Source organism: Specibacter cremeus (assembly GCF_003946885.1).
GTDB classification, from domain to species: Bacteria; Actinomycetota; Actinomycetes; order Actinomycetales; family Micrococcaceae; genus Specibacter; species Specibacter cremeus.
Map to the genome: position 1 here is coordinate 18,219 of NZ_RWKQ01000019.1, position 23,973 is coordinate 42,191.

A 23,973-nucleotide genomic window follows, 5' to 3' on the forward strand; every position below is an offset into this window, starting at 1 on the left:
GAGGGGCGCACCAAGAATCCGCATGCCGTTTACCGGGCGTTCACCTCGGCGGGCCGGTTTCGTTACCTGCCCCTCCTATCGTCATGGTGTCAACCGTCTTAGACCCCGCAGGGGACAACCCCGCAAGGGGCAACACAGTAAGGGACAAAAAGTGAAGGCACTTCACATTGGCCGCGTCGCAGCCGTCGTCACCGTCGGCGCGCTGGCTCTGACCGCCTGTGGCACCGATAACGTGGTTGGTTCCGGCACCACGCCTGCCGCCACCACGAGCGGTGCGACCGTGACCGGCACCCTGACCGGGACGGGCGCCACCTCGATCTCCGCCGCCATGGACGCCTGGAAGGCCGGCTTCGAGTCCGCCAACACGGGTGCGAACGTCCAGTACTCGCCCGAGGGGTCCGGAGCCGGGCGCAAGGCCCTGATCGCCGGCGCCGTGCAGTTCGCCGGCTCCGACGCGTACCTGAAAGACGAGGAGCTGGCGTCCGCGAAGGCCAAGTGCGGTCCCGACGGCGCGATGAACATCCCGTGGTACATCTCCCCGATCGCCGTCACGTTCAACGTCCCGGGCGTGAAGGACCTCAAGCTCGACGCCGGCACGGTCGCCAAGATCTTCCGCGGCGAGATCAAGACGTGGAACGACCCGGCCATCGCCACGGCCAACCCCGGCGCCAAGCTGCCGGACCTGGCCATCACCGCGGTGCACCGCTCGGACAACTCGGGCACCACGCAGAACTTCACCGACTACTTGAACAAGGCCGCCGCGTCCGTGTGGACCGACAAGGCCTCCGGCGACTGGCCGGCCGCACTGCCCGGTGAGAACGCCAAGGGCACCTCCGGCGTCGTCAAGACCGTCACCGAGACCGCCGGCGCCATCGCCTACGCCGACGACTCCGCCGTGACCGACGCCCTGGGCAAGGCCGAGTTGAAGGTCGGCGACGCGTACGTGGCCGTCACGGCCGAGGCGGCCGCCAAGGCCGTTGACTCCGCCACCGTCGTTCCGGGCCGCTCCGCCAACGACCTGTCGCTGAAGCTCAACCGCACGCCCAAGGATGCCGGCGCCTACCCGGCCGTGCTCGTCTCCTACGCCGTGGTCTGCCAGACCTACCCGGATGCGGCCACCGCGGCCCTGGTGAAGGCGTTCGGCACGTTCGCCGTCGGCGACGCCGGCCAGCAGGCGTCCGTCGCGGCAGCCAAGAGCGCCCCGTTGTCCAGCACGCTCGCGGCCAAGGCCAAGGCCTCCTTCGCGTCGATCAAGGTCGCCAAGTAAGCCTGCCGGATACCCCGGCACCCGACTGGTAAACGACAAGGGAAGCAATTTGTCCATCACCAAACAGGCAGGTTCGGCCGGCGGCCGCACCGGAGACAAGGTGTTCTCCGGTGCGGCCCTGGGTGCCGGCGTCCTGATCATGGTCGTCCTGTTCGCCGTCGCGGTGTTCCTGCTCGTGCAGGCGCTGCCGGCGTTCACGGCGGCCCCCGCGGACGTGACCGGCGGGAGGGGCTTCACCAGCTACATCGTCCCGATCGTGGTCGGCACGCTCATTGCCGCCGCCATCGCACTGGTCATCGCCACGCCCATCGGCGTGGCCGTGGCCCTGTTCATCTCGCATTACGCCCCGCGCCGGCTGGCGCAGGGCCTCGGCTATGTCGTGGATCTGCTGGCCGCCATCCCCTCCGTCGTGTACGGCGCCTGGGGGGCCAGTTTCCTTGCCAGCCAACTCAAGGAACCGTACCAGTGGCTCGCCGACAACCTCGGCTGGATCCCCATATTCGCCGGACCGGCCTCCAGCACCGCCAAGACCATGCTGACCGCGGGCATCGTGCTCGCCGTCATGGTCCTGCCCATCATCGCCTCACTGTGCCGTGAGATCTTCCTGCAGGCCCCCGCGCTGCACCAGGAAGCCGCGCTGGCGCTGGGCGCCACCCGGTGGGAGATGGTCCGCATGGCCGTCCTCCCGTTCGCCCGCGGCGGCATCATCAGCGCCGTCATGCTCGGCCTGGGCCGGGCCCTGGGCGAGACCATGGCCGTGGCCCTGGTCCTCTCCTCCGGCCCGCTGATGGCCAGCCTGATCCGGTCCGGCAACCAGACGGTCGCCGCCGAGATCGCACTGAACTTCCCCGAGGCGTTCGGGCTGCGCCTGCACGAACTGATCGCCGCCGGCCTGGTGCTGTTCATCATCACCCTGGTCGTGAACATGGTTGCCCGGTGGATCATCAACCGGCACAAGGAATTCTCGGGAGCCAACTGATGTCGACGCTTTTGACCGAGCGGAAGAGCTCCAACCTGACCCGCGGCAGGCTGCCCGGGTACGCGTCGTACGTGACCGCGGGCGCCGCCGTCGTCCTCGCCGCGGCGCTCATGGCGCTCGCCGGCTTCAACGTGCTCGGCTGGGCCGTGCTTTCCGGCCTGCTGTACGCCGTCGGCACCGTGACCAGCGCCGCCGTCGTCGAGGGCCGGCGCAAGGCCGTGGACCGGCTGGCGACCGCACTGGTGGTGGGGGCGTTCCTCGTGGCGCTGCTGCCGCTGGTGTCCGTCATCATCACCGTGCTGATCAACGGCATCCCCGGGCTGCTGGCCCCCGGCTTCCTGGGCACCTCGATGAACGGCGTCTCCGGCATCCAGGACAACCAGTCCGTGGCGAACCACACCACGGTTCTCGGTGGCGCCTACCACGCGCTGGCCGGGTCCGTCCTGATCACGCTGTGGGCCACCCTGATCTCCGTGCCGATCGGCCTGCTGACCGCCATCTACCTGGTCGAATACGGTGCCGGGAACAAGCTGTCCAAGGCCATCACGTTCCTGGTCGACGTCATGACCGGCATCCCGTCGATCGTGGCCGGCCTGTTCGCCGCGGCGCTGTTCAGCATGCTGCTCGGCCCCGGCACGAAGACCGGCTTCGTCGCGGCCATCGCGCTGTCCGTCCTGATGATCCCGGTGGTGGTTCGCTCCAGCGAGGAAATGCTCAAGATCGTGCCGAACGAGCTGCGCGAGGCGGCCTACGCCCTGGGTGTGCGCAAATGGCGCACCATCATGAAGGTCGTCATCCCCACGGCGATCTCCGGCATCGCCTCCGGCGTGACGCTGGCCATCGCCCGCGTGATCGGCGAGACGGCCCCGCTGCTGGTGACGGCCGGGTTCGCCACGACCATCAACTTCAACGTCTTCAGCGGCTGGATGGCCTCGCTGCCGACGTTCATCTACACGCAGATCATGACCCCGACGTCGCCGTCCAACCCGGACCCGTCGACGCAGCGTGCCTGGGCGGCCGCCCTGCTGCTGATCCTCCTGGTCATGCTGCTGAACCTGGCCGCCCGCCTGGTGGCGCGCCTATTCGCCCCGAGGAAGGGCCGTTGATGCCCGCCGCCACTACTCTCGAAATGGATCAACCACATGTCTAAGCGCATCGACGTGAGCGACCTCAACGTCTTCTACGGCGACTTCCTGGCCGTGGAGGGCGTGAACATCACCCTCGACGCCAAGTCCGTCACCGCGTTCATCGGCCCGTCCGGCTGTGGCAAGTCGACGTTCCTGCGCACGCTGAACCGCATGCACGAGGTCGTTCCCGGCGGCCGCGTGGAAGGCAGCGTGCTGCTGGACGGCGACAACCTGTACGCCGACGGCGTCGACCCCGTGCTGGTGCGCAGCCAGATCGGCATGGTGTTCCAGCGGGCCAACCCGTTCCCCACCATGAGCATCCGCGACAACGTGCTGGCCGGGGTGAAGCTGAACAACCGGCGCATCTCCCGTTCCGACGCGGACGCCCTGGTGGAGGCGTCGCTGCGCGGGGCGAACCTGTGGAAGGAGGTCAAGGACCGGCTGGACAAGCCCGGCTCGGGGCTGTCCGGCGGCCAGCAGCAGCGCCTGTGCATCGCCCGGACCATCGCGGTGAAGCCGGATGTGATCCTCATGGACGAACCCTGCTCGGCGCTGGACCCGATCTCCACGCTCGCCATCGAGGACCTGATCAACGAGCTCAAGGACCAGTACACGGTGGTCATCGTCACGCACAACATGCAGCAGGCGGCGCGCGTGTCGGACAAGACGGCGTTCTTCAACATCGCCGGCACCGGCAAGCCCGGCAAGCTGATCGAGTTCTCCGAAACGACGACGATCTTCAACAACCCGGTCGAGAAGGCCACCGAGGACTACGTCTCCGGCCGCTTCGGGTAAACCGCAGGATCGCGCACTTGGCGATTCGCAACCCCCGGGTGTGCCAGAGTTGACCCCAAGCGTTCAGCCACCGTCGAAGGGGTGCCCATGGCCGGTCCAGGAAGTTCCGAACAGGCCCCGGGCCGCACCGTCCCCGCAAGGCGGGCCATCGACCAGGCGTTCCGCTGGGGCCTGACCGCCACGCTCGGGGCGCTGACCGGGCTGGCCATCGGCTACATCCTGTTGGGGCTCAAGGGCATCATGCTCTCCGTGCTGGCCTCGCTGTTCCTGGCCCTGGCGCTCGAGCCGCTCATCGTCTGGCTGGGCCGGCACCACATGCCGCGCGGCCGGGCCATCGCCGTGGTGGGCGGCGCCTTCGGCCTGGCCACGGCCGCGTTGCTGTGGCTCGTGGTGCCGTTCGCGGTCCGGCAGTTCACGAACCTCGTGGCCGTCCTGCCGCAGGCGCTGGACCAGGTGGAGCGGCAAAAGTGGTTCACGCGCGTGGACGAGCTGACGAACGGCCGCCTGGACTCCATCCTCGAATGGGTCCAGGGCCTGATCGGCAACGCCGACTTCCTTCGCCAGGTCGGCGGCGGCCTGCTGCACTTGGGCGTGGGCGTCGCGTCGGCGGTCTCCAGCGGCATCTTCATCGTCATCTTGACGATTTACTTCGTGGCGTCGATGCGGCCCATGAAGCGCGGCGTCTACTCGCTGGTGCCGGCCTCGCACCGGCTGGCGTTCATGCGCCTGACCGAGCGGATCGCAGACTCCGTGGGCAAGTACCTCAGCGGCATGGTGGTGCTGTCCACGTGCAACGCCCTGCTCACGTTCCTGCTGCTGACCATCGTGGGGGTGCCGTTCGCGTGGCTGTTCGCCCTGCTGGCCCTGTTCATCACGCTCATCCCGCTCATCGGCACCATCGTCACGACCGCCATGATGACAGTCGTCGCGCTGTTCACCTCGCCCATGGCCGCCATCATCGTGCTGGTCGTCATGCTCGTCTATATGCAGGTGGAGGCATATTACCTGACCCCGAAGGTCATGAGCCGCGCCGTGCAGGTCCCCGGCGCCGTCGTGCTGATCTCGGCCGCCGCAGGCGCCGCGCTGCTCGGCCTGTTCGGCGCGCTCATCGCGGTGCCCGTCGCGGCCGCCATCATGACGATCGTGCGCGCGGTGGTGGTCCCGGCGCAGGCGCGCCGCTGAGTCACCGGGGTTGCCGAGGATCGTCCGCGTGCCGAGGTAGCGCCAAGACGTCGAGGTGCACGGAAATATCCGTGCACCTCGACGTCTTGGCGCTACCTCGACGCGCCCGCCAGCGGCGACAGGGCCAGGTAGAACGCGCCCCCGGCCAGTGCGCACACCACGATGGTCGCCACCCAGGCGCCGACGATGCGCAGCATGAGCGGGCCGTTCGTGACGCTGAAGCGCTGGTTCGCCCCGGCGCCGGCCGCCGCCGCCGTGACCGTGTGCGTGGTGGATAACGGCAGGCTCAGGCCCAGCGCCCCGACGAACAGCAGCACGGCGCCGACCAGCTGGGCCACGAATCCGCGCATCGGGTCGATCCGGACCAGCCGGTGCCCCAGCGTGTAGGAGATCCGCCAGCCGCCGCACAGCGTGCCGGCGGCCAGCAGCACGGCCGTGAAGACCGGTACCCACCCGGGCACCTCCCCGACCCCGGCGGCACCGGCGGCCACCAGCGCCAGCAGCACGACCGTCGTCGTACGCTGGCCATCCTGCAGGCCGTGGCCGAAGGCGACGGCGGCGCTGGTGACCGACTGGATCTGGCGCGTGCGGCGGTTCACCTCGTGCGGGGCCGTGTTCCGTGCCGCCCACAGCGCCGGGTAGACGGCCAGGAAGGACAGCGCGAACGCGACCAAGGGGGACAGCAGCAGCGGCAGCACCACGAGCGTCAGCAGCGTCGAGTCGATGCCCTCGAGCCCGTGCCGGCCGATCAGCGAGGACCCCAGCGACGCCCCGAGCAGGGCGCTGATGAGCGCATGCGTGGAGGACGACGGGTAGCCGCGCCACCACTGGTAGACGCCCCACAGGCAGGCGCTGGCAAGGGCGGCGAGCAGCAGGATCAGCCCGTCCCGTCCGGCCGGGACGGTGAAGAGCCGGCCCGCGAAGGCCTGGACGAAGCCGACGCTCAGCAACGCCCCGGCCAGGTTGCACACCGCCGCGAGCAGCACCGCGATGGTGGGGGTGAGTGCGCGCGTGCGCACGGAAAGGGCGACGGCGGAGGAGACGTCGCGGAAACCGTTCAGAAACGCGAAAATCGCCGCGCCAAGGAGCACGACGACCAGCAGGAGGACAACCACCCTACGATTCCTTGACGATGATCGACCCGATCCGGGTGGCGACGCGGCGCATGTTCAAGCTGCCCTGCGCCAGCTGGTCCGCCAGCGCGCGGTACTTCGTGAACTGTACGAACGTGTGCTCGGCCAGCAGCTCGGCCAGGAACGCCCGGTGCGTGTGGTCGGCGCGCTTGGCCAGCCGCAGCACCTCCAGCCAGTAGTCCTCCAGCGAGTCGAGGTCCTCGGTGCGGGCCATGGCCGTGACGGTCAGCTCCGCCTGGCGGGCCAGGATTTCCAGCTGGTCGCCGGCGCGGCCGGGGAAACGCTCCAGCCTGAACAGCGTGATGACCTCCGCCGCGCCGGTGAGCGTCTCGGCGGCCTCGTTGAGTCCGCGGCCGATCGCGAACAGGTCCTCGCGCGGCAGCGGGTTGATGAAGCTGGTGCGCATGGTGGTCATGAGCGTGGCGAAGTTGGCGGTCGAGGCGGCCTCGTGCCGGCGCATCTCCTCGGCCAGGTCCCCGTGCCCGTCGCGGGCGGCGCCGAGCAACTCGGCGAGCGTCTGGGTGCCGGCCAGGACGTGTTCGGCCATGCCGCGCAGGATGTCGAGCCCGGCGGTCTCCTGGGGGAACAGTCGGAACTTCAAGATTGAGCCTCACGTGAGCGGTCCATGGCGGTCAGGCGGGACAGAAAAATGGTGTCGAACCGGGGAGCGCCTCTCGGCGTTAGGCCGCTCGAAGCGGCTAAAAGATGGAGCCCGGGGGTTCCACGGTTCGACACCACTTTCAGTTTTCTACGTCGCCGCCTGACTGTCAACTGCGCCCCTGTGGACAACCCCTTGCGGGATCGTTCAGTCGAGCTCGCCCTTGCGCCAGGCCGCCGCGCAGCCCTCCAGGTCCTCGGCCGTGCGGACCAGCTGGTGCGCCTTGCGCGTCAGCGCCGTGGCGTGCTCGCCGTTGGACTTCTCGCGTTCGTCGGCGATGGTCGCCTGGCCGAGGGCGACGACGCGGCAGAACGCGGCGAACCGTTCCAGCGCCACATCGAAGTCGCCGTCGAACGCGCCGGAGAGGATGGCATCCGCCATGGTGGCGATCTCCTCGGCGCCGGGCGGCTCGGACACGCCGGCGACGGCGCTGGAGACCTGGGCGGTCTTCTGGCCGGCGCGGAAGAACACGCTGATGCCCTCGGCGTCCTGCTTCGTCGCGGCGCGCAGCGCGTACAGCCGCCACAGGGCGCCGGGCAGCGACCGGGCCGGGCTGGCGGCCCACATCTCGGCGATGGCCTCCAGGCCCTGCCGGTCGGCCAGCTTGACCAGGCGCTTGCGGACCTCCGGGTCCTCCGACTCGCGGCCGCGGCGCACGAGCGCCTGGGCGGCCAGGTGCGCGGCCTCGGACACGCGCGCCGGATCCGTGCCGCCTGCGAACGGCTCGAAATCCGCCGGCGCGAACGGCCGCGGCTTGTGCGGACGGGGTGCACGCGTGGCTGGTCCTTGGTTCATGATTCGACATTACCCCCGTGCGGTGACGGGGTCGAGAACCGCCGCGGGGCGCTGTGGACGGACGAATTTCCGGCGATTCCGGTCGGTTGCTTGGGTGCGATACGATGGTTGACGACCACTGTGGCGCCGCATTAATGCTGGCTGCCTTGGTGGCCGAGTGCGGGCCTTTAGCTCAGTTGGTAGAGCATCGGACTTTTAATCCGTGGGTCGTGGGTTCGAGCCCCACAGGGCCCACTAACGAGATGGTCGTCTGGGCGGTCATCTCGGAACGCTCACCTGGCGTCCGGCTGTGCGCGAGAGGGTCGTATGCGCGACTCTGAACCGACGGGCAGTCTCGTGGGCGGGGAGAGGCCGGAGATCGGCGAAGTTGCCGCCATCCGTCGGCGGCGCCATTTGCGGCTGGCCGTCGAGTATCCAATGCGTGGTGGCACTACGGCCCTATCGATCACACCAGCCTTACGGGGTCTGCGAAGGACCCGACCACAATCGCTCTTGGTGCCAGTGACTGGGGAAGCCCATCTCTGCGACAGCGCGTGCGGGAATTGGGATGAAGGAGACTTCGATGAGTGAGCGCACCTTCGCGGTCCAGGTCGTTCCTGGAGATATTCCTTGTAGAAGGAATCCCATGACGGTCAGCGCCCCGTAGAGGCGTTCGCTCTGCCCCTCGGGCAGTGAGCGCAGGTCGTCGAGCGTGCGCAGGGCCGCGGTGCTGACCGGGGCGAAGGAGCGGTTCCAGACACGGGAGTGGTGGGCGCACGTGTTGCGCAGGACGGTCAGCTGCTCGAGCCACCGGGCGAGCGGATGCGACTTCCTGGTTTTCTTCTGTTGGTTCGCGCTGAGGCCAGAGTCGTCGATGGTGATGCCCAGCCGTTCGGCGATCGCCCATTGGTCTCGGGCGCGGAGTCCGTCGTAGAGCTTCGAGACATCGGAGAAGTCGAGCACCTCGGTCAACACCTAGATTGGCAGTTCACCGTTGTACTTCGCTTCGTGGTGACGAATTGGTTCGCTATGCCTGCGGGCGCGGGCCGCCCGAAGGCGTGCCGTAGCCAGCCAGATGTCGTGATCAAAGGTGGGACGGAAGATGGAGGTGTCTCGGTAAGCGAGCGGCCCGATCGAGCCGATCCGGTAGCTCACGTGGCTGCGCAGCGCGACCTCGATGCGCTCGATGCCGTCATGGATGAGCGTGCGCAACTTGCGGTCGAACTCATACAGCCGGACCACATCATCGAAGCCCGCGCCTGGGACGAAGTGATCGCGGCGCGCCTGTTGCGATGGATCACCGATCTCACGGTAGGGGTACCAGTATCCGCTCAGCCGGTAGTAGCCGACGCTCCTCAACCACTGCTCGGCGACAGTCCGATCCAGCGCAAGTCCGCGTGACGCGAGGACATCGACCTGCTCGTCGATGCTCGCGAAGGGCTTGACGGGCTGCGTCACGTCAGTATGAACCCCTCCGAAAGAGATCCAGCCCACACCAGGAGACCTGGGCGGGCTGAACGATTGACATCAGTCTAACACCTGCCGACCGCGGCACCGGAGCGTCAGGACCGCGGCATCGTGATTTCCGTGGGATGGGTGGCATCGGGGAGCTCGAGGGCGTTTCGCGTGGCGCGACCGATGGCGGCGCCGAACATGGTGGGAAACCTGTGCGGGAAGAGCCGGGTGACGGTGCCACGGCGAACAGCTGTGTTTGCCCCGACGACAGCTCGTGCGGGAAGCGCAATGCCAGCTTGTCCAGCAAGAATTCGGACAACAGGGTGTCGGCGCGTACCCAGGCCTCGGGCAGCCCCCACGAGGACGCGACCAAGGCAAGGTGTTCGCGCAGCGTCAGGTTTCGGGCCAGCGGCGGCAGACCGATCAGGGCGGCGACCAATGCCCGGAAGGCCCGGTCGCGCTCGTCGGGCGGGGAACCGGCGACCGACACGGTGCCACGGTGCACCGCGTACTTTGCGCAAATCGTCCGAACCGGCATCGCGGCCTCGTAGTCCGCGACGATTTCGGCGCGCCTCGGTGGGCTCAACCGTATTTGAGACTTCACCGAATTCTTCACGACTGGACCACGCGTATCGTGGATGTCGGACCCCGCCCACGCGCACGACGCATCCCAGACCCCTTGAGAACCTGGCGAATCAGCGTTTTCACCGGCTGCCGCGTGTTTGAGAAGCTACCCGCAAGGTCCACTCCTGCCGGGGTCCGGTCTGCAACGGTCATGGCCGGCCGTCGGCATCGGGGGACAGCAGACCGTTTTCGTTCGCCCAGCGTGCGAAATCTCCCGGACGAAATGGCAGGCGGTACTGGGTCTCCATCAGGTGGTCGGCCAAGTCACTCACCAGAGCAACGGTCAGAAGACCCTCCCGGATGGCTTGGCAGAGCATCCCTAACGTGCCTTGGAAGCTGACGGCGGCCTCTTGTGCGGCGCGTCGCGCTACACCGTCGTCGAGGACGGCGGTGGAGTGATGGACATGGGCGTACGCGAGAACCGCGGCTTCGCCGATGTTGCGCGTTCCCACGACCAGCAGGCTGGAGAAGTGCGCGAAAGCGGCCAATTCGACGTCCGAAGTGAGCGTGGATGTCCCGATCCAAGCGGCGTCGAGGACGGACTATAGGTGCGGGTGCGTGTGCAGCCCTTGGCGCAGTTCGCACTCGACGGCATCGGGGATGACGACTCGCCGGCTGCCCGCGATCGTCCTCAGGACGCCGAGCCAGCCCGCTTCGGCCAGATGGCTGAGCGGTCCGGTGTCGATGACCAACTCGCCATCGTCTTCGTCGGTCACGAGACGAACTGCCAGATTTCCTGTTCGGTCCGGGGCGGCAGGACCGGCAGATCGGCGGCGTTCCAGGTGTCGAGCAGCAGGTCCAGGGCGCGCACGTCACTGATCGTCTCGGACTTGAACAGGCGGAGAACGGCTGCCGCGTACTCCCGCGGAAGCTCGCCACCCGGCAGTTCATCGGCGACGACGAGATCGTATTCGACGAGGTCGGCCCGGCCCGTCCGGACCGTCCGCACGTAGCCGGCCTGGCGATCGTTGATCAGGTTGAGGTCGCGCAGGCGTCGAGCCAATGTTGACATGTCGACGCGATAATGACTGGCAGTTCGCACCGCTGCCGCGCGCAGGTCGCTGTTGTCGTCAGCGCACCAGGCCCGCCACTTCTCGCGCAGTGACGTTTCGGGGAGCAGAAATGCTCGGGCGAACCGATCGAGCCCATGCTCCCGGCGATTTGCCTCAATGCTGTTGTCGATGCGCCAGTCGACGGTGTACTCGTCGGCGATGAGAACGTGGCCGAATTCGTGGGCCAAGGACAGCCGCCGTCGTCCGGTGTGAAACGTGCCGTTGACGATGGCCACGGCACCTGCAGGAAGAAGGACGCTTGCCGCATCGGCCGCATCCGCCCCGAGATCGACGACGAACGTCAGAACCCCGGCGGCCGAGAGCTTGGCGCCCAGCCCGTGAAGGGATTCGCCGGGTTCCACATTGAGGACTTCCTCGCGCGCCTGCCGAGCCAGCGCTTCGGCCTCCGCCAAGGTCGTCGGTTCGGGCAAGGGAGGAATCGCCCGAAGCGTCCCCCGCAACTCGGCGTCGTGCTGAGCGACGAACTCCACGGCACGCACAACACGCTCGATGACGGCATCGATGCGTGGGCTCGGCTCGCCGGGATCGACCGCGTTTCGGTGGGACACGATGGCGGGAGGAGCCTCATCGACGAACCATTCGATTCGCTCACCGACCGCCTCGGCGATCCGGGCCAGCTCCAGGGCAGTGATGCGACGGGCCCCGGTCTCGATCTTGGCAAGGGCGGAACGTTCCAGCCCTACTGTCGGGGCGAGATCGTCTTGCGTGAGCCCGGCGCGCTGACGTGCCTGGGCAACGCGCATTCCAAGTCCACCTGAGTCAAGGATCATATGTGCGATTCTAGAACATCGCGACAAGCGTCGCCAGACCACGACGGTCCGCCACAACGCCGAGGGGCCCACGGACCGAGCCCTCGCCGCGTCTACCCCGACGCCACCCGCGCCGCACCCAAGGCACCTGCGTACTCGTCGCCGTCGGACATCAGCAATTCCGGCGCCGGGAAGCACCCGGTGACCGACGCGAGTGCCCGCTCCAGCGCCGGCATGAACGCGCGGTGGTATTGCGCCACGCTGCCGCCGATGACAACGCATGCGCTGCGGTGCACCGTGAGCAGGTCGGCCAGGCCGGCCGCCACGGTCCGCCCGAACGAATCAAACAACGCACGGGCCGCGGGGTCGCCGGCCAGGGCGTTTCCAAACGCCGTGCCGATGTCCGCCGGCGTGCCGGTCGCCGAGCCGAGCAGGCGTCCCGCGTCCCGTTGGAGCGCCGACCGGGACGCAAGTTGCTCCCAACAGGCGCCCCGGCCGCAATAGCACGGCGCATGGGCGCCGGCCACGCTGAGATGGCCGGCTTCCGGGTGCACCCCGTCGGCGCCCCGGACGGGCAGCCCGCCGCGGATCGCGCACACGCCCACACCGGTCCCCAGCGTCACCACGAGCGCGCTTGCGCGGTCACGCGCAACACCGTTGGACGTCTCGAAGATCGCCGCGGTCACGGCATCGTTGTCGATGGCCGGGCGCACGCCGAAACGGCGTTGCAACGGTCCCAGGATGTCGATCCCGGTGAAGGCGGGCAGCGTTTCCGGGTTGCGGATGGTGCCGTCCGCGTCGATGGGCCCGCTGGCGCCGATGCCGATGCTGTGTGCGGGTCGCCCGGCCAGGACGTCCTCGATGTGGTGGGCCAGGAACGCGTGGACCTGCCCTGCACCGTCCTTGGGCGTGGCGACGGACGCACGGGCCGCGACCCGGCCGGCGTCGTCCACGGCCACGAACCGCGAACCGGTGCCGCCGAGGTCGATGCCGACCGAGAGGCCGCCGCGGGTGCCATTCATAGGATCGTTGTGACCTTGCTGCCGAAGGCGAAGTCTCCGGGGACAACCCCGTTGGCCCGCGCCAGCTCCACCGCGGCGAGCTCGGCGACGACGGCGTTCGTCGCCAACCGTTCGAGGGTGGTGGCCCCCGCCGCCGGGATCGTGATCGCGCCGTCGAGCTCAACGTCGCCGATGAGGACCACCGTCGAACCGGTGTCGAGCAGGTCGGTGGCCAGCCGGGGCAGCGTCTCGTCATCGGAGGACGAGTCGGCGCCGTAGAGGAACGCCGTGAGCCCCGGTCCGGCGAGCTCGAACGGGCCGTGCCGGAACTGCCCGCCGATGAACCCCTCGATGGCCACCTTGGAGGCCTCCTTGGTGATCAGGCCCGCGAGCAGCGCGGTGGCCGCATCGTCGCGTTTCCCGACGGCGGCGATCCGCCGGCCGGGGGCGGCGATGATCCGTTCGGCCAGCCGGCCCAGGCGCGTTTCACCGATCGCCGTCTCGACGATCGCCGCGACCGCGCGGATCTCATCGTTGACCGGGGCCGCATCCTTGCCCATGAACGCGGCGGCGATCTGCCGGTGGACGCCCAGGGTGTTGAGGTAGCTCTTCGTGCTGACGGTCGCCTCCGGCCCGCTGAACAGCGGAAGGAACACGTCGGAGGCCCGGGCCAGGGGGCTGGATTCGTCGTCCGCGACGCCCACGAGCGCGCCCACGCTTGCCGAACCGGACCGGACCATCTCAAGCAACTCGACGATCTCACCGCTGGCGCCCGACTGGGACGTCGCGACCAGCAGCGTGTCCGGAGTGAGCAGCTCGATCGAATCCAGGAGCTGGCCCGAGTCGACCCACCAGGTGGGCCGGCCGGTGGCGGCCAGGGCCCGCCACGTGGGCAGCGCCGAGAAGTGGGAGCTGCCCATGCCGGTGAAGACAATGCGCTGCCACGGGCGTCCGGCGATCGCACGGAGGGCACGGTAGTCGCCCGAATCCGCGAGGCGCGCGAGCGCGCGGGGCTGCTCGGCGATGTCCTGCTCGAACGACGTGTTGGCGGACAGGCCGCGCGGCGGGGCGGCCAACACCCGCGCCGGGGCGGCCAGGTTCGCGTCCACCACCTCGACCGGCGCGGCCCCGGCCATCAGGGCCGCGATGTTGGCGCCGATCATGGCGGTGGGCAGGTTGATGTTGCCGCGGGTGATGGCGGGCATGATCGACGCATCGGCGACGAAGAGCCCCCGCACGCCGTGCACCTGGCCGTTGTCGGCTACGACGGCCAGCGGGTCGCTGGCCGGGCCGAGCTTGCAGGTGCCGGCCGGGTGGCAGTAGTTCACGATGTCCTCGAGCGGGTCGGCCGGCCCGGTGATCACCCGCTCGCCCAGGATGGGCGCGAGTTCCTCGCGGGCCACCATGCGTTCGAGCAGGTCACGGGCCTCCTGCAGGACCGTCCTGTCGTGGTTCTCGGGGTCGGTGCCGTAGCGGTGGTCGATGACCGGGTTCACCACGTCCAGGCCGGGGCCGAGCGTGACCGTGCCCTCGGACTTGGCGCGCATCGCCCCGCCGTACAGGCTGATCGGGGGCAGGCCCGGGTGGCCGCTGTTGGCGCCGGCCACCATGAACACGTGGATGTCGTACGGCCCGTCGTCGCAGACGCTTGACCGGGCACGGCCGAGCGCCTGCTCGTCCGGGTGCAGTTCCAGTGCGGCCAACTCCTCCAGCAGGCCGGGCCGGCCGGCGAAGTCGAGCTGGATGCAGGAGTGGTCCAGCAGGTGCTTGCCCACGCCGGGGAGGTCCCGCTCGACCTCGATGCCCAGGGCACGCAGCTCGTCCGCGGACCCCACCCCGGAGCGCAGCAGCAGGGCGGGGGAGTGGTAGGCGCCGGCGGCCAGGACCACGCGCTGGGCGGCGATGTACGACGTCGTGCCGTCACCTTGGGTGACGAAGGCGCCGCGGGCGCGGCCGTCGGCGATGTCGATGCGATCGACCGTGACATTGCCTTCGATGGTCATATTCGGGCGCTCGCGGACGGCGTCCAGGAACGCGAACGCGCTGTTCCAGCGCACGCCGTCGACGATGTTCACGGGCATCGGGCCGATGCCCTCCGCCGCGGCCAGGTCGTCGAGGTCGTCGGCGAACGGCAGCCCGGTGGCCATGCCGGCTTCGACGAAGGCGCGCTGCGGCGGGGTCAATTCGGCCTCGGTGTAGCGGTTCACGCGGAACCGGTCGCGGACCCATTCGAGAAGGGGCGCCACCCGGTCGGCGGTCCAGGACGGGTTGCCCCGGGCGGCCCAGTCGTCGTAGTCGTGGCGGGCGCCGATGGACGCCGTGCAGCCGTTGTGCGACGAGCAGCCGCCGAGGATGCGCGCCCGGGGCAGGTCCAGTACGCCCTCGCCGGCCGACCGTGGCGTGTGCAGGTCGTAGTCGTGGGACAGTGGGATGGCCCGGGCGTCGAGCATGTCGGCGGGCCATTGCCCGCCGGATTTCTTGCCGTAGTCCGGGCCGGCCTCGACGAGGAGGATCGTCTGGTCGGTGTGGGCGGCGAGCACGCCGGCGAAGGCGGCGCCGCCGGTGCCGCCGCCGATCACGAGGGTGTCGACCGTAGCCGGCAGGGGAGCGGTGGTGTTCATGGTTGTTCCTTGGATCCGGTGGGGTTCATGCAATGAGGAGCTCGGCACCGGCCACCGAGAACTCCTTGCGTTGCTGCGCGGTGGCAGCATCGTCCGTGACAATGAGGTCGACGTCGTTCAGGCCGCAGATGCGCGCGAACGCTTCCTTCGCGAACTTCGATCCGTCCAGTGCGACGATGGTGCGTCGCGATGCGGAGAGCGCGGCCCGTTTCACGGCCGCGTCCTCGACGTTCCATTCGGTGAAGCCGGCGTCCGCCGAGGCTGCGGACGCCGTCATCACGTAAAGATCGAACCGAAATCCCCGCAGCGAGGTCTCGGCCTGGGAGCCGATGATGCTCGACTCCCCGGCGCGGATCTGCCCGCCGGGAACCATCACCCTGGTGGCCGAGTCGGCCGAGAGGATGTCCGCCACCCGGAGATTGAGGGCGCAGACCGTGATGTTGCGCCCCACCAGCTCCTCGGCGATGGCAACCGCCGTCGTGCCGCCGTCGAGAATCACCGTCTGGCCATCGATGACCTGGCGCGCGACGGCCAAGGCGATCCGGCGCTTCGCCTCGCTGTTGGTGCGGGACCGAAGCGCAAAGGGAGGCTCGAAACTCCCGCTGGCCGCCGGTGCCGCCCCTCCGTGCGTGCGGACCACCAGGCCGGCGGAGGCCAGCTGGGTCAGGTCGCGGCGCACGGTCATCTCGGAGACGTTGTAGCGGGCGCTGAGTTCGGCGATGGTGACCTCGCCACGGTTGTTCAGCTGCTTGAGGATGTCTTGTTGGCGTGTCTCGGCGTTCACAGGGGTGCTCCTTCGGGCCGGGCGATTTCGGTTTAGTCGACATCGGGCAGCTCGCCCGCGTGCTGCATCCAGTCTCGCCGTCCGGGCCGCAGGTTGCGAAAGACGAGCAACGCCACTCCGAGCAGCACATAGAACAGGGCGACGAACGGTGCCAGCAGCACCGGGAAGTCCGGCAGCGGAACGATGCTGTTGTAGGCGATGACCACGAGCGCGACGGTCGAGACAATCGGTGCCGCCACGTGGGCCCAGACGCTGAACTCGTCGCGATGGCGCTTGAAGAAGAAGATGAAGGCGGCGATGTTCATCAGGATGAAGATGGGGATGTAAACGAAGGTTCCCGTCGTACCCAGCAGGTTGAACAGGTTGAATGGCCCCATCGGAATACCGGCCGCAAGGCAGATGATGATGGCGATGATCGATTGGGCGTACACGGCGACGATCGGCGTCCGGTGCTTGCGCTGTACTCGCGCCAGGATCGCGGGGAGCGCACCCGTGCGGGCAATCCCGTACAGGGTGCGAGTGGCGCTGGTGGTGCAGGCAATGCAAACACCGAGGCCGGAATTCACGAGGGCGATCAGGATGATGATCGATGCGCCATTGAAGAGACGGTCGGCCAGCACGAAGGCCGGTGCGGTCGGGGAGTCCGCCAACGCCGCAAGGTTCTGTGTGCCCCAGCCGATCTGCAGGCCCCAGGCCGTGACGACATAGAACACGCCAATGAGGACCAGGGAACCGATGATGGCCTTGGGGATGATGCGCTTCGGATCCCGTGATTCCTCACCCACCACGGCCGCGCTCTCGAAGCCGGTGAACGCGAAGATGGACAACACGATCGCCAGGAAGAAACCCGAGCCGTTCGTGATGTTGGCGGGATTGAAACCGTCGAGGTTCACCCCACCCTTCCCGGGCATCGACAGGCCGGCCACGGCCAGGCCCAGGCCAACGGCCATTTCAAAACAGGTCATCACCACGAGGAACTTGATCGAGATCACGATTCCCCGGTAGGCGCAGGCGAAGCAGATGACCAGGATGACGACGGAATAGGCCCACCAGGGAACACCGATTCCGTACTTGCCGCCGAGTTCATCCTCGAGGACGGCGCCCGTGAAGGCGGACAGCGCCGCCGGCACGATCGTGACCATGATGGCGTACAGCCAACCGGTCATGAAGCCGGCCATCGGACCGATGCCGGCCGAGACGTAGGTGTAGAAGCCGCCGGCCGACGGGAGGTGCCGGGCCAGGCCCAGCATCGGCACGGCGATCACCAGGCACACGAGGAAGGCGGCCAGATACGTGAGCGGTGCGCTGACCCCGGCCTGCCCCGTCGTGAACGCGATCGTGTAGAAGATCCCGAGTGTCGGGGAGATCTGGGCAATTGACTGCATCAAGGCTCCGCCGAGCCCGATCGAGCCCTTGCGCAGTCCTGATTCTTGGCCGCTCGGGGCGGTCCGGGGTGAGGCTTTGGGTTGCGCGGTAGACATGGGCTCTCCTTCGAACGACCGAAAACGCGCCGCCCGGATCAGGTGATCCGAACATTTGACGTGTTCAGTATGACACACAATGCGTTAGATTCAACCCAGTTTCGTTCGATTTTTTGTTACCGCCGAGTTGTGCATCGGGACCCGCCCGGCCTGTCGGTCTGCCGGGCCAACGCCGCCAGAGGGGCGGCGCCGGTGCCGGTTTGGCCGCCGACGTACAGGCCCCGGGAATTCCCCCAATAAGACAAGCAACCGTGGACGGACTAGGCTGGAGAAGCGCCGGAGTCCGGCCCAACACCCAAAATCGGCACGATACAAATGGAGCCGCATTGCCCAGGAAAATCGATCACGACCAGCGTCGAAAAGAAGTCATTGACGTCACCCGTGAACTCATCGTCGACGGCGGCATCGAGGCCGCCACAATGCGCGAGATCGCCCGCCGGGCCGGGTTTGCCAATGGTGCGCTCAAGCACTTCTTCACCGGCAAGGACCAAATCATCCAGGGCACCTACGAGCAATCGCTCGGCATGATGACCGAGCACCTCGACGCCGAGCTGGGGCAAAAGCGCGGGTTTGAGGCGCTGCGCGCCATGTGCGTGGCCACCATGCCCACCGATCCGGAGCGGATCACGGCCGGCCGGGTGCTGCTGTCGTTCTGGGAGCGCGCGGTCTCCAACAAGGAATTGCACGACACCTATTCCAAGCACCTCACGGCGTGGCGGGCAGCGCTCGGGAATTACATTGTGCAGGGGCGCGAGGACGGGGATATCGTCACCAATACCGCCGACGACGAGCTAATTGATGAAATCATCATGATGAATGTGGGCGCGAACATCCTGACGCTGCTCGAACCGGGCGTATTCACCATCAAACGCCAAGAGGCGAATTTGGCGTCCTTCTTCACCCGGCTCCGGGAGCCGTAGCGCGCGGGGTGCCGAAGAGCCCGCAACACGGCGTCCGTCGCCGGCGTTCCCCAAGATCGGCGGAACGCCGGCGACGGACGCGAGCGAGGCGGTGAAGCCTAGACGGCCTTGGCCACCAGGATGCGCGGGCTGCCCGGCAGGGTGATGACCTCGACCGGCGACCAGCCGGCCGCGGCGAGCCAGTCGCGGACCACGGATTCCGGGTACACGACCGTGCCGTCGATGTTGTAGTACTCCCCGGCGTGCAGGGCGTCGATCTTGCGCTGCACGGCGTCGTCGTCGAGGAAGAAGTCAAGCATGGCCAGCGTGGCCCCGGGGGCCGCGGCGGCCCGGGCGTTGGCCAGGATCCGGCGATTTGTCGCATCGTCGAAACGGTGCGCCACGTGGTTGACCATGACCAGGTCATGGTCGCCGGCCGGCGTCGCCGTCTCGGTGTCGGCTCCCTCCACCTGGGCGCGCCCGGCCAGGCCGGCCGCGTCCACGGCCGCCTGGACGCTGGCGGCGAAGTCGGGCGCGACGACGAAGCGCGTCGTGAGCTCCGGGTTGCCCAACATCGCCTTGATGGCGAACGCCGGGCTCAGTCCACCCAAGTCCAGCACGTTGCGGAACGGGGAGAAGTCGAAGTGGCGGGCGAACATCTCGGCGTGCAGCTCGTTGTACGTCATGACCCCGTTCATGAACTCGCCCCAGCCGGCCTCGTCGAGTGCCAGCGTGCCGGCCTCGTTGGTGTCGACCGTCTTGTCGTAGCCGCGCCACTGGTCGTAGCTGATCGTACCCAGGAAGGCCAGGAACGGGGCCAGATCGAGCTCGGCGTTCTCGCCGGTCAGGTAGGCGGCCGAGTCGGCGGTCAGCGCGTAGCGGCCGGCCTGGCGGGTGAGCAGGCCCTGGGCGGCCATGCTGTCGGCCAGGATACCCACCTGCTGGGCCGCCACGCCCGTTGCCGCGGCGAACTCCTCCACGGTGGACGCGCCCTGGTCGATGGCGTTGAACAGCCCGATGCGGCTCGCGGCGAAGAGCTGCTTGGCGCCCATGAAGCCGATGGCGATGTCGACGATGGCCTCGGGGGTGGCGGTTTTGGTGGACGTGGTCACGGTCGGGCACCTTTCGTTGGGGGTAGTGAAACCAGAGTCTACATGCGTAGACTAATAGTGTCCATAGGTCCAGCAGGCCAGAAGTCCGCCCCAACCAGCCAGGAGAACCAGTGACCCAGTACGCACCCCTCGCCGCCGTCCACACGCTATCGGCAGGGACCGCCGCGGCACGCCCGGTGGTCCTCATCCACGGGTTCGCCTCGTCGGGCGCCGAGGATTTCACGGCCACCGGCTGGGCTGCCGACCTGGCCGCCGCCGGCCACCATGTCACGGTCGTCGACCTGCCCGGCCATGGGGACGGTCCTGCCGTCGCGAACCCGGCCGAGGCGCAAACCGCCCGCGTCGTCGCCCAGCTGGCCGCCGTCGTCGACCGCGTCCTGGCGGACACCGGTGCGGCCACCGCCGACGTGATCGGCTACTCGCTCGGCGCCCGGCTGGCCTGGGAGCTGCCGGCCGCGGCGCCCGGCCGCGTGGGACGCCTGGTGCTCGGCGGCATCAGCCCGATGGAGCCGTTCGCCATGGTGGACACCGACGAGCTGCGCGCCGTCGTTGTCGGCGCCTCCGAGCCGACCAACCCGCTGGTCGGCATGATGGCGCAGATGGTCGGCGCCTCCGGGCGCGACACGGGTTCGCTGATCAACCTCATCGGCGGGCTCGCCGCGGAACCGTTCGCCCCGGCCGGCAACGCCCCGGCCGTGCCGACCCTGTTCGTGGCCGGCGCGGACGACATGATGACCGGCGGCATCGAGGAACTGGCGGCGCTGGTTCCCGTCGCCTCGCTCACGCGCGTGCCCGGCGACCACCGCGGCGCGCTGGACTCACCCGAGCTCCGCAAGGCCGCGATCGACTTCCTCGCCTAGGAAGGCGCCGGCCAGGTGCCGTCCGCGTTGACGTCGCGGTCCAGCCACAGCCCGGCCGTCGCCTCACGCAGCGCGCCGGCGCCGACCCGCTCCAGCAGGTCCAGGGCGCCGAGGTTGTCGTCGAACTGGGCCACGCTGCTGACGCCGAACAGCACGTTCGCGGTCGCCGGGTTGGCCAGCGCGAAGGCGATGCCCAGCTGCGTTGGCGTGGCACCCAGCGCCTCGGCGATGCGCGCCACCTCGGGGTACGCGGCGACGATGCGCTCGCGGATGCCGCCCACATCCGCGCCGATCTTGCGCGCCGGGGTCAGCTTGCCGGCCAGGATGCCGCCCTCGAAGATGTCGGAGGCCTGCAGCGCCAGCGTGCCGGCCTCGAACAGCGGCTTGTAGGAGGACCCCTCCGCCATCGTGCGTCGCACCAGCCCATACTTCAGCTGCGCGAACGACGGCGGCGTGAGACCCTGCGCGGCCGCGTGGTCGAGCGCCAACCGCAGGTCCGTGATGGCCCAGTTGTTCACGCCCCACGAATCGAAGCGGCCGGCCGCGATCTCGGCCGCGACGTCGTCGACAATCCGCCGCACGTCGATCGGCCCCATGTAGTCGCCCACCACCACGGCGTTCGCCTTCTCGATGCCGATGCGCTCCAGCGACGTCGTCATCTGGTCGGCGAACCCGGTGGTCGGGTACTCCCACAGCCACAGCTTGCCGCACAGCCTGTAGTCCGCCCGGGCCAGCCCGGCCTCGCGCACGGCGTTGCCGAAGATGATGTCCGTGCGCGCGTTCTCGGCGTGCGGGCCCATGTTGTAGTGCGCCACGTCGAAGAACGCGGCCCCGGCCTGCGCGGCGCGGGCGATCAGCGCCACCGAGTCGTCGAACTCCATCCGGTCCCACGTGTTCCAGGAGCCGAGCGAGAACACGGGGACGTCGGGGCCGCCCGGGCCGAGCGGGCGGGTGGGAACGGTCTGGGTGAGTGCCATCGGGGTCTCCCTGGGGGTGCGAACAAGTTTTTTGTCTACGTGCGTATACTATAACGCCATGCGCCCCATCCCGGCGGCGCCCGTGAAGGAGGAACCGTGAGCAGTCCACGCAACGTCATCGTCACCGGCGGCGCCGGCGGGATCGGCCGCAGCATCGCCGAGGCATTCATCGAACGCGGGGACCGCGTCATCCTGGCCGACCTGGACACGGAGGCCGTCACGGCCGTGGCCACGCAGATCGGCGCCACGCCGCTGATCGTCGACATCACCGACAGGGACACGGCCCCGGCCATCCTGGCGGACGCCGCGGCCGGGCACGGCGGCATCGACGTGCTGGTCAACAACGCCGGCCTGCTCTCGCTGCACGGCTCCATCACCGAACTGGACCCGGCCGACTACGAGGCCACGCTGCGCGTCAACGTGCTCGGCACCTTCCTGGTCACCCAGACCGTGGCCAAGGCCATGATCTCCGCCGGCAAGGGCGGGGTGATCGTGAACATCTCCTCGATCGGCGGACGCCAGCCCACCCCGGGCATGGGCGGCTACGAATCCAGCAAGGCCGCCGTCGACTCGCTCACCCGCTGGGCCGCGATCGAGCTGGCCGGTCACGGCATCCGGGTCAACGCCGTGGCGCCGGGCCCCGTGCTGACCCCCATGCTGGCCATGGCCATGCCGGAGGGCTCCGAGGCGCGCGCGGCCTGGGAGTCGCGCATCCCCCTGAAGGCGCTCGCCGCCACCACCGACGTGGCCGCGGCCGCGGTGTTCCTGGCCAGCGCCGACGCCGGGCACATCACCGGCGTGAGCCTGCCGGTGGACGGCGGCCAGCTGCTCACCTGAGCCGGCCGGTGATTGAGCATCGAAATCAGGGGTCTCGACGGTGATTTCGACAAGCTCAATCACCGGGGTCTCGCTCCCCAGCCGCTCCCCACCCTCGCAAGCTCGGGCGGGGCCCCTCGCGGCCGTGGGCCCAGGCTCGACCACCGNACGGGCTCAATCACCGGTGCGCTCGTAGACCACCTTGCCGCCGAGCACCGTGTAGTCGACCGGCACGCCGGGCAGGTCCGCGGGGGACAGGTCGAACGGGTTGGCGCCGAGCACGGCCAGGTCGGCCACATGGCCCACGCGCAAACTGCCCTTCCAGCCCTCGGCGCCGTCCTGCCAGGCCGGCGTGACCGTGTAGGCGCGGAGCAGGTCGCGCATGCGGGTGCGCGCGTCGGCGGCCGGGCCCATCCACTCGTTCGCCGCCGCCAGCCCCACCCGCCAGTCGGGGACCGTGACCGGGGCGTCCGAGCTGAGCGCCAGCGGCACCCCGGCGTCCAGTGCGGCCTGCAGCGGCCAGGCCTCGGCGGCGGTCTTCTCGCCCAGCACGCCGGCCACCCAGGCGGCCGTGTGGTGGGCGATGCCGCCCTGCACGTTCAGCCCCATGCCCAGCGGCGCCATCCGGGCCAGCGTCTCCGGCGTGGCCAGGTCGCCGTGGATGATGTAGTGCCGCAACGGCGCCTGGCCCGCCGCGGCCAGGGACGCCACCGTGTCCACCGTGACGTCGATGCTGCGGTCGCCCGTGGCGTGCACGCCGACCTGCAGGCCCCGCTCGTGGACCAGTGTGATCATCCGGCGCAGCGATTCCTCGCCGTCGGCCGCGTCCGTGCCGCCCGTGAACGGCGCGCCCTGGCTGCCATCCGGGTAGTGCCCGTGGATCCAGGCGCTGTGCATGGGCGGGATGCCGTCGGCGAACACCTTCACCCCGGCGATCCGCAGCGTCTCCGGGTTGGGCGTGCGGGTGTCGATGCGTGCCAGCCCGGCGGCCAGGTCGTCGACCGTGCTGCCCCCGTCCAGCAGCCCGAACAGCAGCAGCACGTTGACGCGCGCGGTCAGCAGGCCCTCGGCGTCCAGGGCCAGGTACTCGCGCAGCACATCCTCGCCGAAGCAGCCGGTGGGGCCGGCGTCCTCGCCCGGGCCCAGGCCGGGCTCCGTGTAGCTGGTGATGCCCAGCGAGGCGATGAGGCGCCCGGCCTTCAGGATGGCTGCGCGGCGTTCGGCCGCGTTCGTCACGAGCGGCCCGTGCGCCTCCTCCGGGGCCAGGTCCGAACCGAACATGGTGTTCGGCCACAGGGCGCCCAGCCAGGCGCCGTGCAGGTGTGAGTCGTTGATGCCCGGCAGGGCGGCCCGGCCGGCCAGGTCGATCACCCGGGTGTCCGGGCCGATCAGGGCCTCGGCGCCGGCGCCGAGGCAGGTGATGCGGCCGTCGTGCGCGGCGAGGCCCTCCACGACGCGGTCGTCGCCGTCGAGCGTGAGGATCGGCCCGCCGCGCACGACGAGATCGGCGGGACGATCGGGGAGTGCCCGGGTGTGGTCGGGAGCCACTTGTTGCAGCACTTTTTCTCCTTGGGGACGGGTTCGCAATTTGAGTCAACGTATGTAG

21 protein-coding genes, 1 tRNA gene and 1 pseudogene are annotated in these 23,973 nt (G+C 69.0%); 9 read left to right on the top strand and 14 right to left on the bottom strand.

The window, feature by feature from the left end; translation table 11 throughout:
• Positions 1 to 151: 151 nt before the first annotated feature.
• The 5 genes from pstS to EJC77_RS09090 all read left to right on the top strand — a co-directional run bounded on the left by pstS (position 152) and on the right by EJC77_RS09090 (position 5,350).
• Complete coding sequence (pstS, locus tag EJC77_RS09070; RefSeq protein ID WP_125611813.1) at positions 152 to 1,267, top strand: phosphate ABC transporter substrate-binding protein PstS; 1,116 nt, start codon at positions 152 to 154, stop codon at positions 1,265 to 1,267.
• A 49-nt stretch (positions 1,268 to 1,316) separates the two neighbouring features.
• On the top strand, positions 1,317 to 2,246 hold the full coding sequence (gene pstC, locus EJC77_RS09075; RefSeq protein ID WP_276309067.1) for a phosphate ABC transporter permease subunit PstC: 930 nt from the start codon (positions 1,317 to 1,319) through the stop codon (positions 2,244 to 2,246).
• On the top strand, positions 2,243 to 3,352 hold the full coding sequence (gene pstA / locus EJC77_RS09080) for a phosphate ABC transporter permease PstA (protein ID WP_125611917.1): 1,110 nt from the start codon (positions 2,243 to 2,245) through the stop codon (positions 3,350 to 3,352). Before pstC ends, pstA begins: the two co-directional genes overlap by 4 nt.
• Positions 3,353 to 3,388: 36 nt before the next feature.
• Entirely contained in the window at positions 3,389 to 4,168 is a 780-nt protein-coding gene (gene pstB, locus EJC77_RS09085; protein ID WP_125611817.1) for a phosphate ABC transporter ATP-binding protein PstB, read from the top strand.
• Between the two features lie 87 nt (positions 4,169 to 4,255).
• A complete protein-coding gene (locus EJC77_RS09090; protein WP_125611819.1) occupies positions 4,256 to 5,350 on the top strand; it encodes an AI-2E family transporter in 1,095 nt (364 codons plus the stop codon).
• Between the two features lie 92 nt (positions 5,351 to 5,442).
• Here the strand turns inward: EJC77_RS09090 and EJC77_RS09095 are convergent, their stop codons facing one another.
• From EJC77_RS09095 to EJC77_RS09105, 3 genes are all read right to left on the bottom strand, one after another.
• Positions 5,443 to 6,465 (bottom strand): inorganic phosphate transporter, encoded by a 1,023-nt coding sequence (locus EJC77_RS09095; protein WP_125611821.1) that lies wholly within the window; start codon positions 6,463 to 6,465, stop codon positions 5,443 to 5,445.
• Between the two features lies 1 nt (position 6,466).
• Positions 6,467 to 7,084, bottom strand: coding sequence for a DUF47 domain-containing protein (locus EJC77_RS09100; RefSeq protein WP_125611823.1), 618 nt, complete (start codon positions 7,082 to 7,084; stop codon positions 6,467 to 6,469).
• A gap of 204 nt (positions 7,085 to 7,288) precedes the next feature.
• The gene (locus EJC77_RS09105; RefSeq protein WP_125611825.1) at positions 7,289 to 7,936 is read right to left on the bottom strand and encodes a hypothetical protein; all 648 of its coding nucleotides are present in this window, start codon (positions 7,934 to 7,936) and stop codon (positions 7,289 to 7,291) included.
• A gap of 161 nt (positions 7,937 to 8,097) precedes the next feature.
• Here EJC77_RS09105 and EJC77_RS09110 point away from each other — a divergent pair.
• A tRNA-Lys gene (locus EJC77_RS09110) sits at positions 8,098 to 8,170 on the top strand.
• Between the two features lie 222 nt (positions 8,171 to 8,392).
• Here the strand turns inward: EJC77_RS09110 and EJC77_RS09115 are convergent.
• The 8 genes and pseudogenes from EJC77_RS09115 to EJC77_RS09145 form a co-directional block, all read right to left on the bottom strand.
• Positions 8,393 to 9,409: pseudogene (locus EJC77_RS09115) on the bottom strand (Abi family protein).
• 734 nt (positions 9,410 to 10,143) lie between these two features.
• Positions 10,144 to 10,482 (bottom strand): PIN domain-containing protein, encoded by a 339-nt coding sequence (locus tag EJC77_RS20665; RefSeq protein WP_205787019.1) that lies wholly within the window; start codon positions 10,480 to 10,482, stop codon positions 10,144 to 10,146.
• A 54-nt stretch (positions 10,483 to 10,536) separates the two neighbouring features.
• Entirely contained in the window at positions 10,537 to 10,710 is a 174-nt protein-coding gene (locus tag EJC77_RS20670; RefSeq protein ID WP_205787021.1) for a hypothetical protein, read from the bottom strand.
• On the bottom strand, positions 10,707 to 11,837 hold the full coding sequence (locus EJC77_RS09125; protein ID WP_125611827.1) for a helix-turn-helix domain-containing protein: 1,131 nt from the start codon (positions 11,835 to 11,837) through the stop codon (positions 10,707 to 10,709). The genes EJC77_RS20670 and EJC77_RS09125 overlap by 4 nt, the downstream gene beginning before the upstream one ends.
• A gap of 92 nt (positions 11,838 to 11,929) precedes the next feature.
• Entirely contained in the window at positions 11,930 to 12,838 is a 909-nt protein-coding gene (locus EJC77_RS09130; protein ID WP_125611829.1) for an ROK family protein, read from the bottom strand.
• Positions 12,835 to 15,438: a GMC family oxidoreductase N-terminal domain-containing protein gene (locus tag EJC77_RS09135; protein WP_164520368.1), complete on the bottom strand. Its 2,604-nt coding sequence runs from the start codon at positions 15,436 to 15,438 to the stop codon at positions 12,835 to 12,837. Before EJC77_RS09135 ends, EJC77_RS09130 begins: the two co-directional genes overlap by 4 nt.
• Before the next feature lie 25 nt (positions 15,439 to 15,463).
• Positions 15,464 to 16,222, bottom strand: a complete 759-nt coding sequence (locus EJC77_RS20355; protein ID WP_164520369.1) for a DeoR/GlpR family DNA-binding transcription regulator — start codon at positions 16,220 to 16,222, stop codon at positions 15,464 to 15,466.
• 32 nt (positions 16,223 to 16,254) lie between these two features.
• Complete coding sequence (locus EJC77_RS09145) at positions 16,255 to 17,607, bottom strand: APC family permease (protein ID WP_205787024.1); 1,353 nt, start codon at positions 17,605 to 17,607, stop codon at positions 16,255 to 16,257.
• Between the two features lie 422 nt (positions 17,608 to 18,029).
• Between EJC77_RS09145 and EJC77_RS09150 the strand changes: the two genes are divergently transcribed.
• Positions 18,030 to 18,623 carry a TetR/AcrR family transcriptional regulator gene (locus tag EJC77_RS09150; protein WP_125611837.1) on the top strand — a complete coding sequence of 198 codons (594 nt, stop codon included), beginning with the start codon at positions 18,030 to 18,032 and terminating at the stop codon, positions 18,621 to 18,623.
• A gap of 98 nt (positions 18,624 to 18,721) precedes the next feature.
• On the opposite strand, the gene EJC77_RS09155 is transcribed toward EJC77_RS09150, so the two are convergent.
• A complete protein-coding gene (locus EJC77_RS09155; RefSeq protein ID WP_125611839.1) occupies positions 18,722 to 19,714 on the bottom strand; it encodes a methyltransferase in 993 nt (330 codons plus the stop codon).
• Between the two features lie 110 nt (positions 19,715 to 19,824).
• Here EJC77_RS09155 and EJC77_RS09160 point away from each other — a divergent pair, with 110 nt between their 5' ends.
• The gene (locus EJC77_RS09160) at positions 19,825 to 20,574 is read left to right on the top strand and encodes an alpha/beta fold hydrolase (RefSeq protein WP_205787031.1); all 750 of its coding nucleotides are present in this window, start codon (positions 19,825 to 19,827) and stop codon (positions 20,572 to 20,574) included.
• Here EJC77_RS09160 and EJC77_RS09165 read toward each other — a convergent pair.
• The gene (locus EJC77_RS09165) at positions 20,571 to 21,551 is read right to left on the bottom strand and encodes an aldo/keto reductase (protein WP_125611841.1); all 981 of its coding nucleotides are present in this window, start codon (positions 21,549 to 21,551) and stop codon (positions 20,571 to 20,573) included. The two genes, EJC77_RS09160 and EJC77_RS09165, sit on opposite strands and share 4 nt — an antisense overlap.
• Positions 21,552 to 21,647: 96 nt before the next feature.
• Here EJC77_RS09165 and EJC77_RS09170 point away from each other — a divergent pair, with 96 nt between their 5' ends.
• Positions 21,648 to 22,388 (top strand): SDR family NAD(P)-dependent oxidoreductase, encoded by a 741-nt coding sequence (locus EJC77_RS09170; RefSeq protein WP_205787033.1) that lies wholly within the window; start codon positions 21,648 to 21,650, stop codon positions 22,386 to 22,388.
• A 153-nt stretch (positions 22,389 to 22,541) separates the two neighbouring features.
• Here the strand turns inward: EJC77_RS09170 and EJC77_RS09175 are convergent, their stop codons facing one another.
• On the bottom strand, positions 22,542 to 23,927 hold the full coding sequence (locus EJC77_RS09175) for an amidohydrolase (protein ID WP_240630034.1): 1,386 nt from the start codon (positions 23,925 to 23,927) through the stop codon (positions 22,542 to 22,544).
• Between the last annotated feature and the right edge of the window lie 46 nt (positions 23,928 to 23,973).

Coding starts and splice junctions, on each gene's coding strand:
- EJC77_RS09105 (WP_125611825.1), bottom strand. CDS start 7,936: ATGAACCAAGGACCAGCCACGCGTGCACCCCGTCCGCACAAGCCGCGG.
- EJC77_RS09090 (WP_125611819.1), top strand. CDS start 4,256: ATGGCCGGTCCAGGAAGTTCCGAACAGGCCCCGGGCCGCACCGTCCCC.
- EJC77_RS09125 (WP_125611827.1), bottom strand. CDS start 11,837: ATGATCCTTGACTCAGGTGGACTTGGAATGCGCGTTGCCCAGGCACGT.
- EJC77_RS09145 (WP_205787024.1), bottom strand. CDS start 17,607: ATGCAGTCAATTGCCCAGATCTCCCCGACACTCGGGATCTTCTACACG.
- EJC77_RS09135 (WP_164520368.1), bottom strand. CDS start 15,438: ATGAACACCACCGCTCCCCTGCCGGCTACGGTCGACACCCTCGTGATC.
- pstB (WP_125611817.1), top strand. CDS start 3,389: ATGTCTAAGCGCATCGACGTGAGCGACCTCAACGTCTTCTACGGCGAC.
- EJC77_RS09165 (WP_125611841.1), bottom strand. CDS start 21,551: ATGGCACTCACCCAGACCGTTCCCACCCGCCCGCTCGGCCCGGGCGGC.
- EJC77_RS09130 (WP_125611829.1), bottom strand. CDS start 12,838: ATGAATGGCACCCGCGGCGGCCTCTCGGTCGGCATCGACCTCGGCGGC.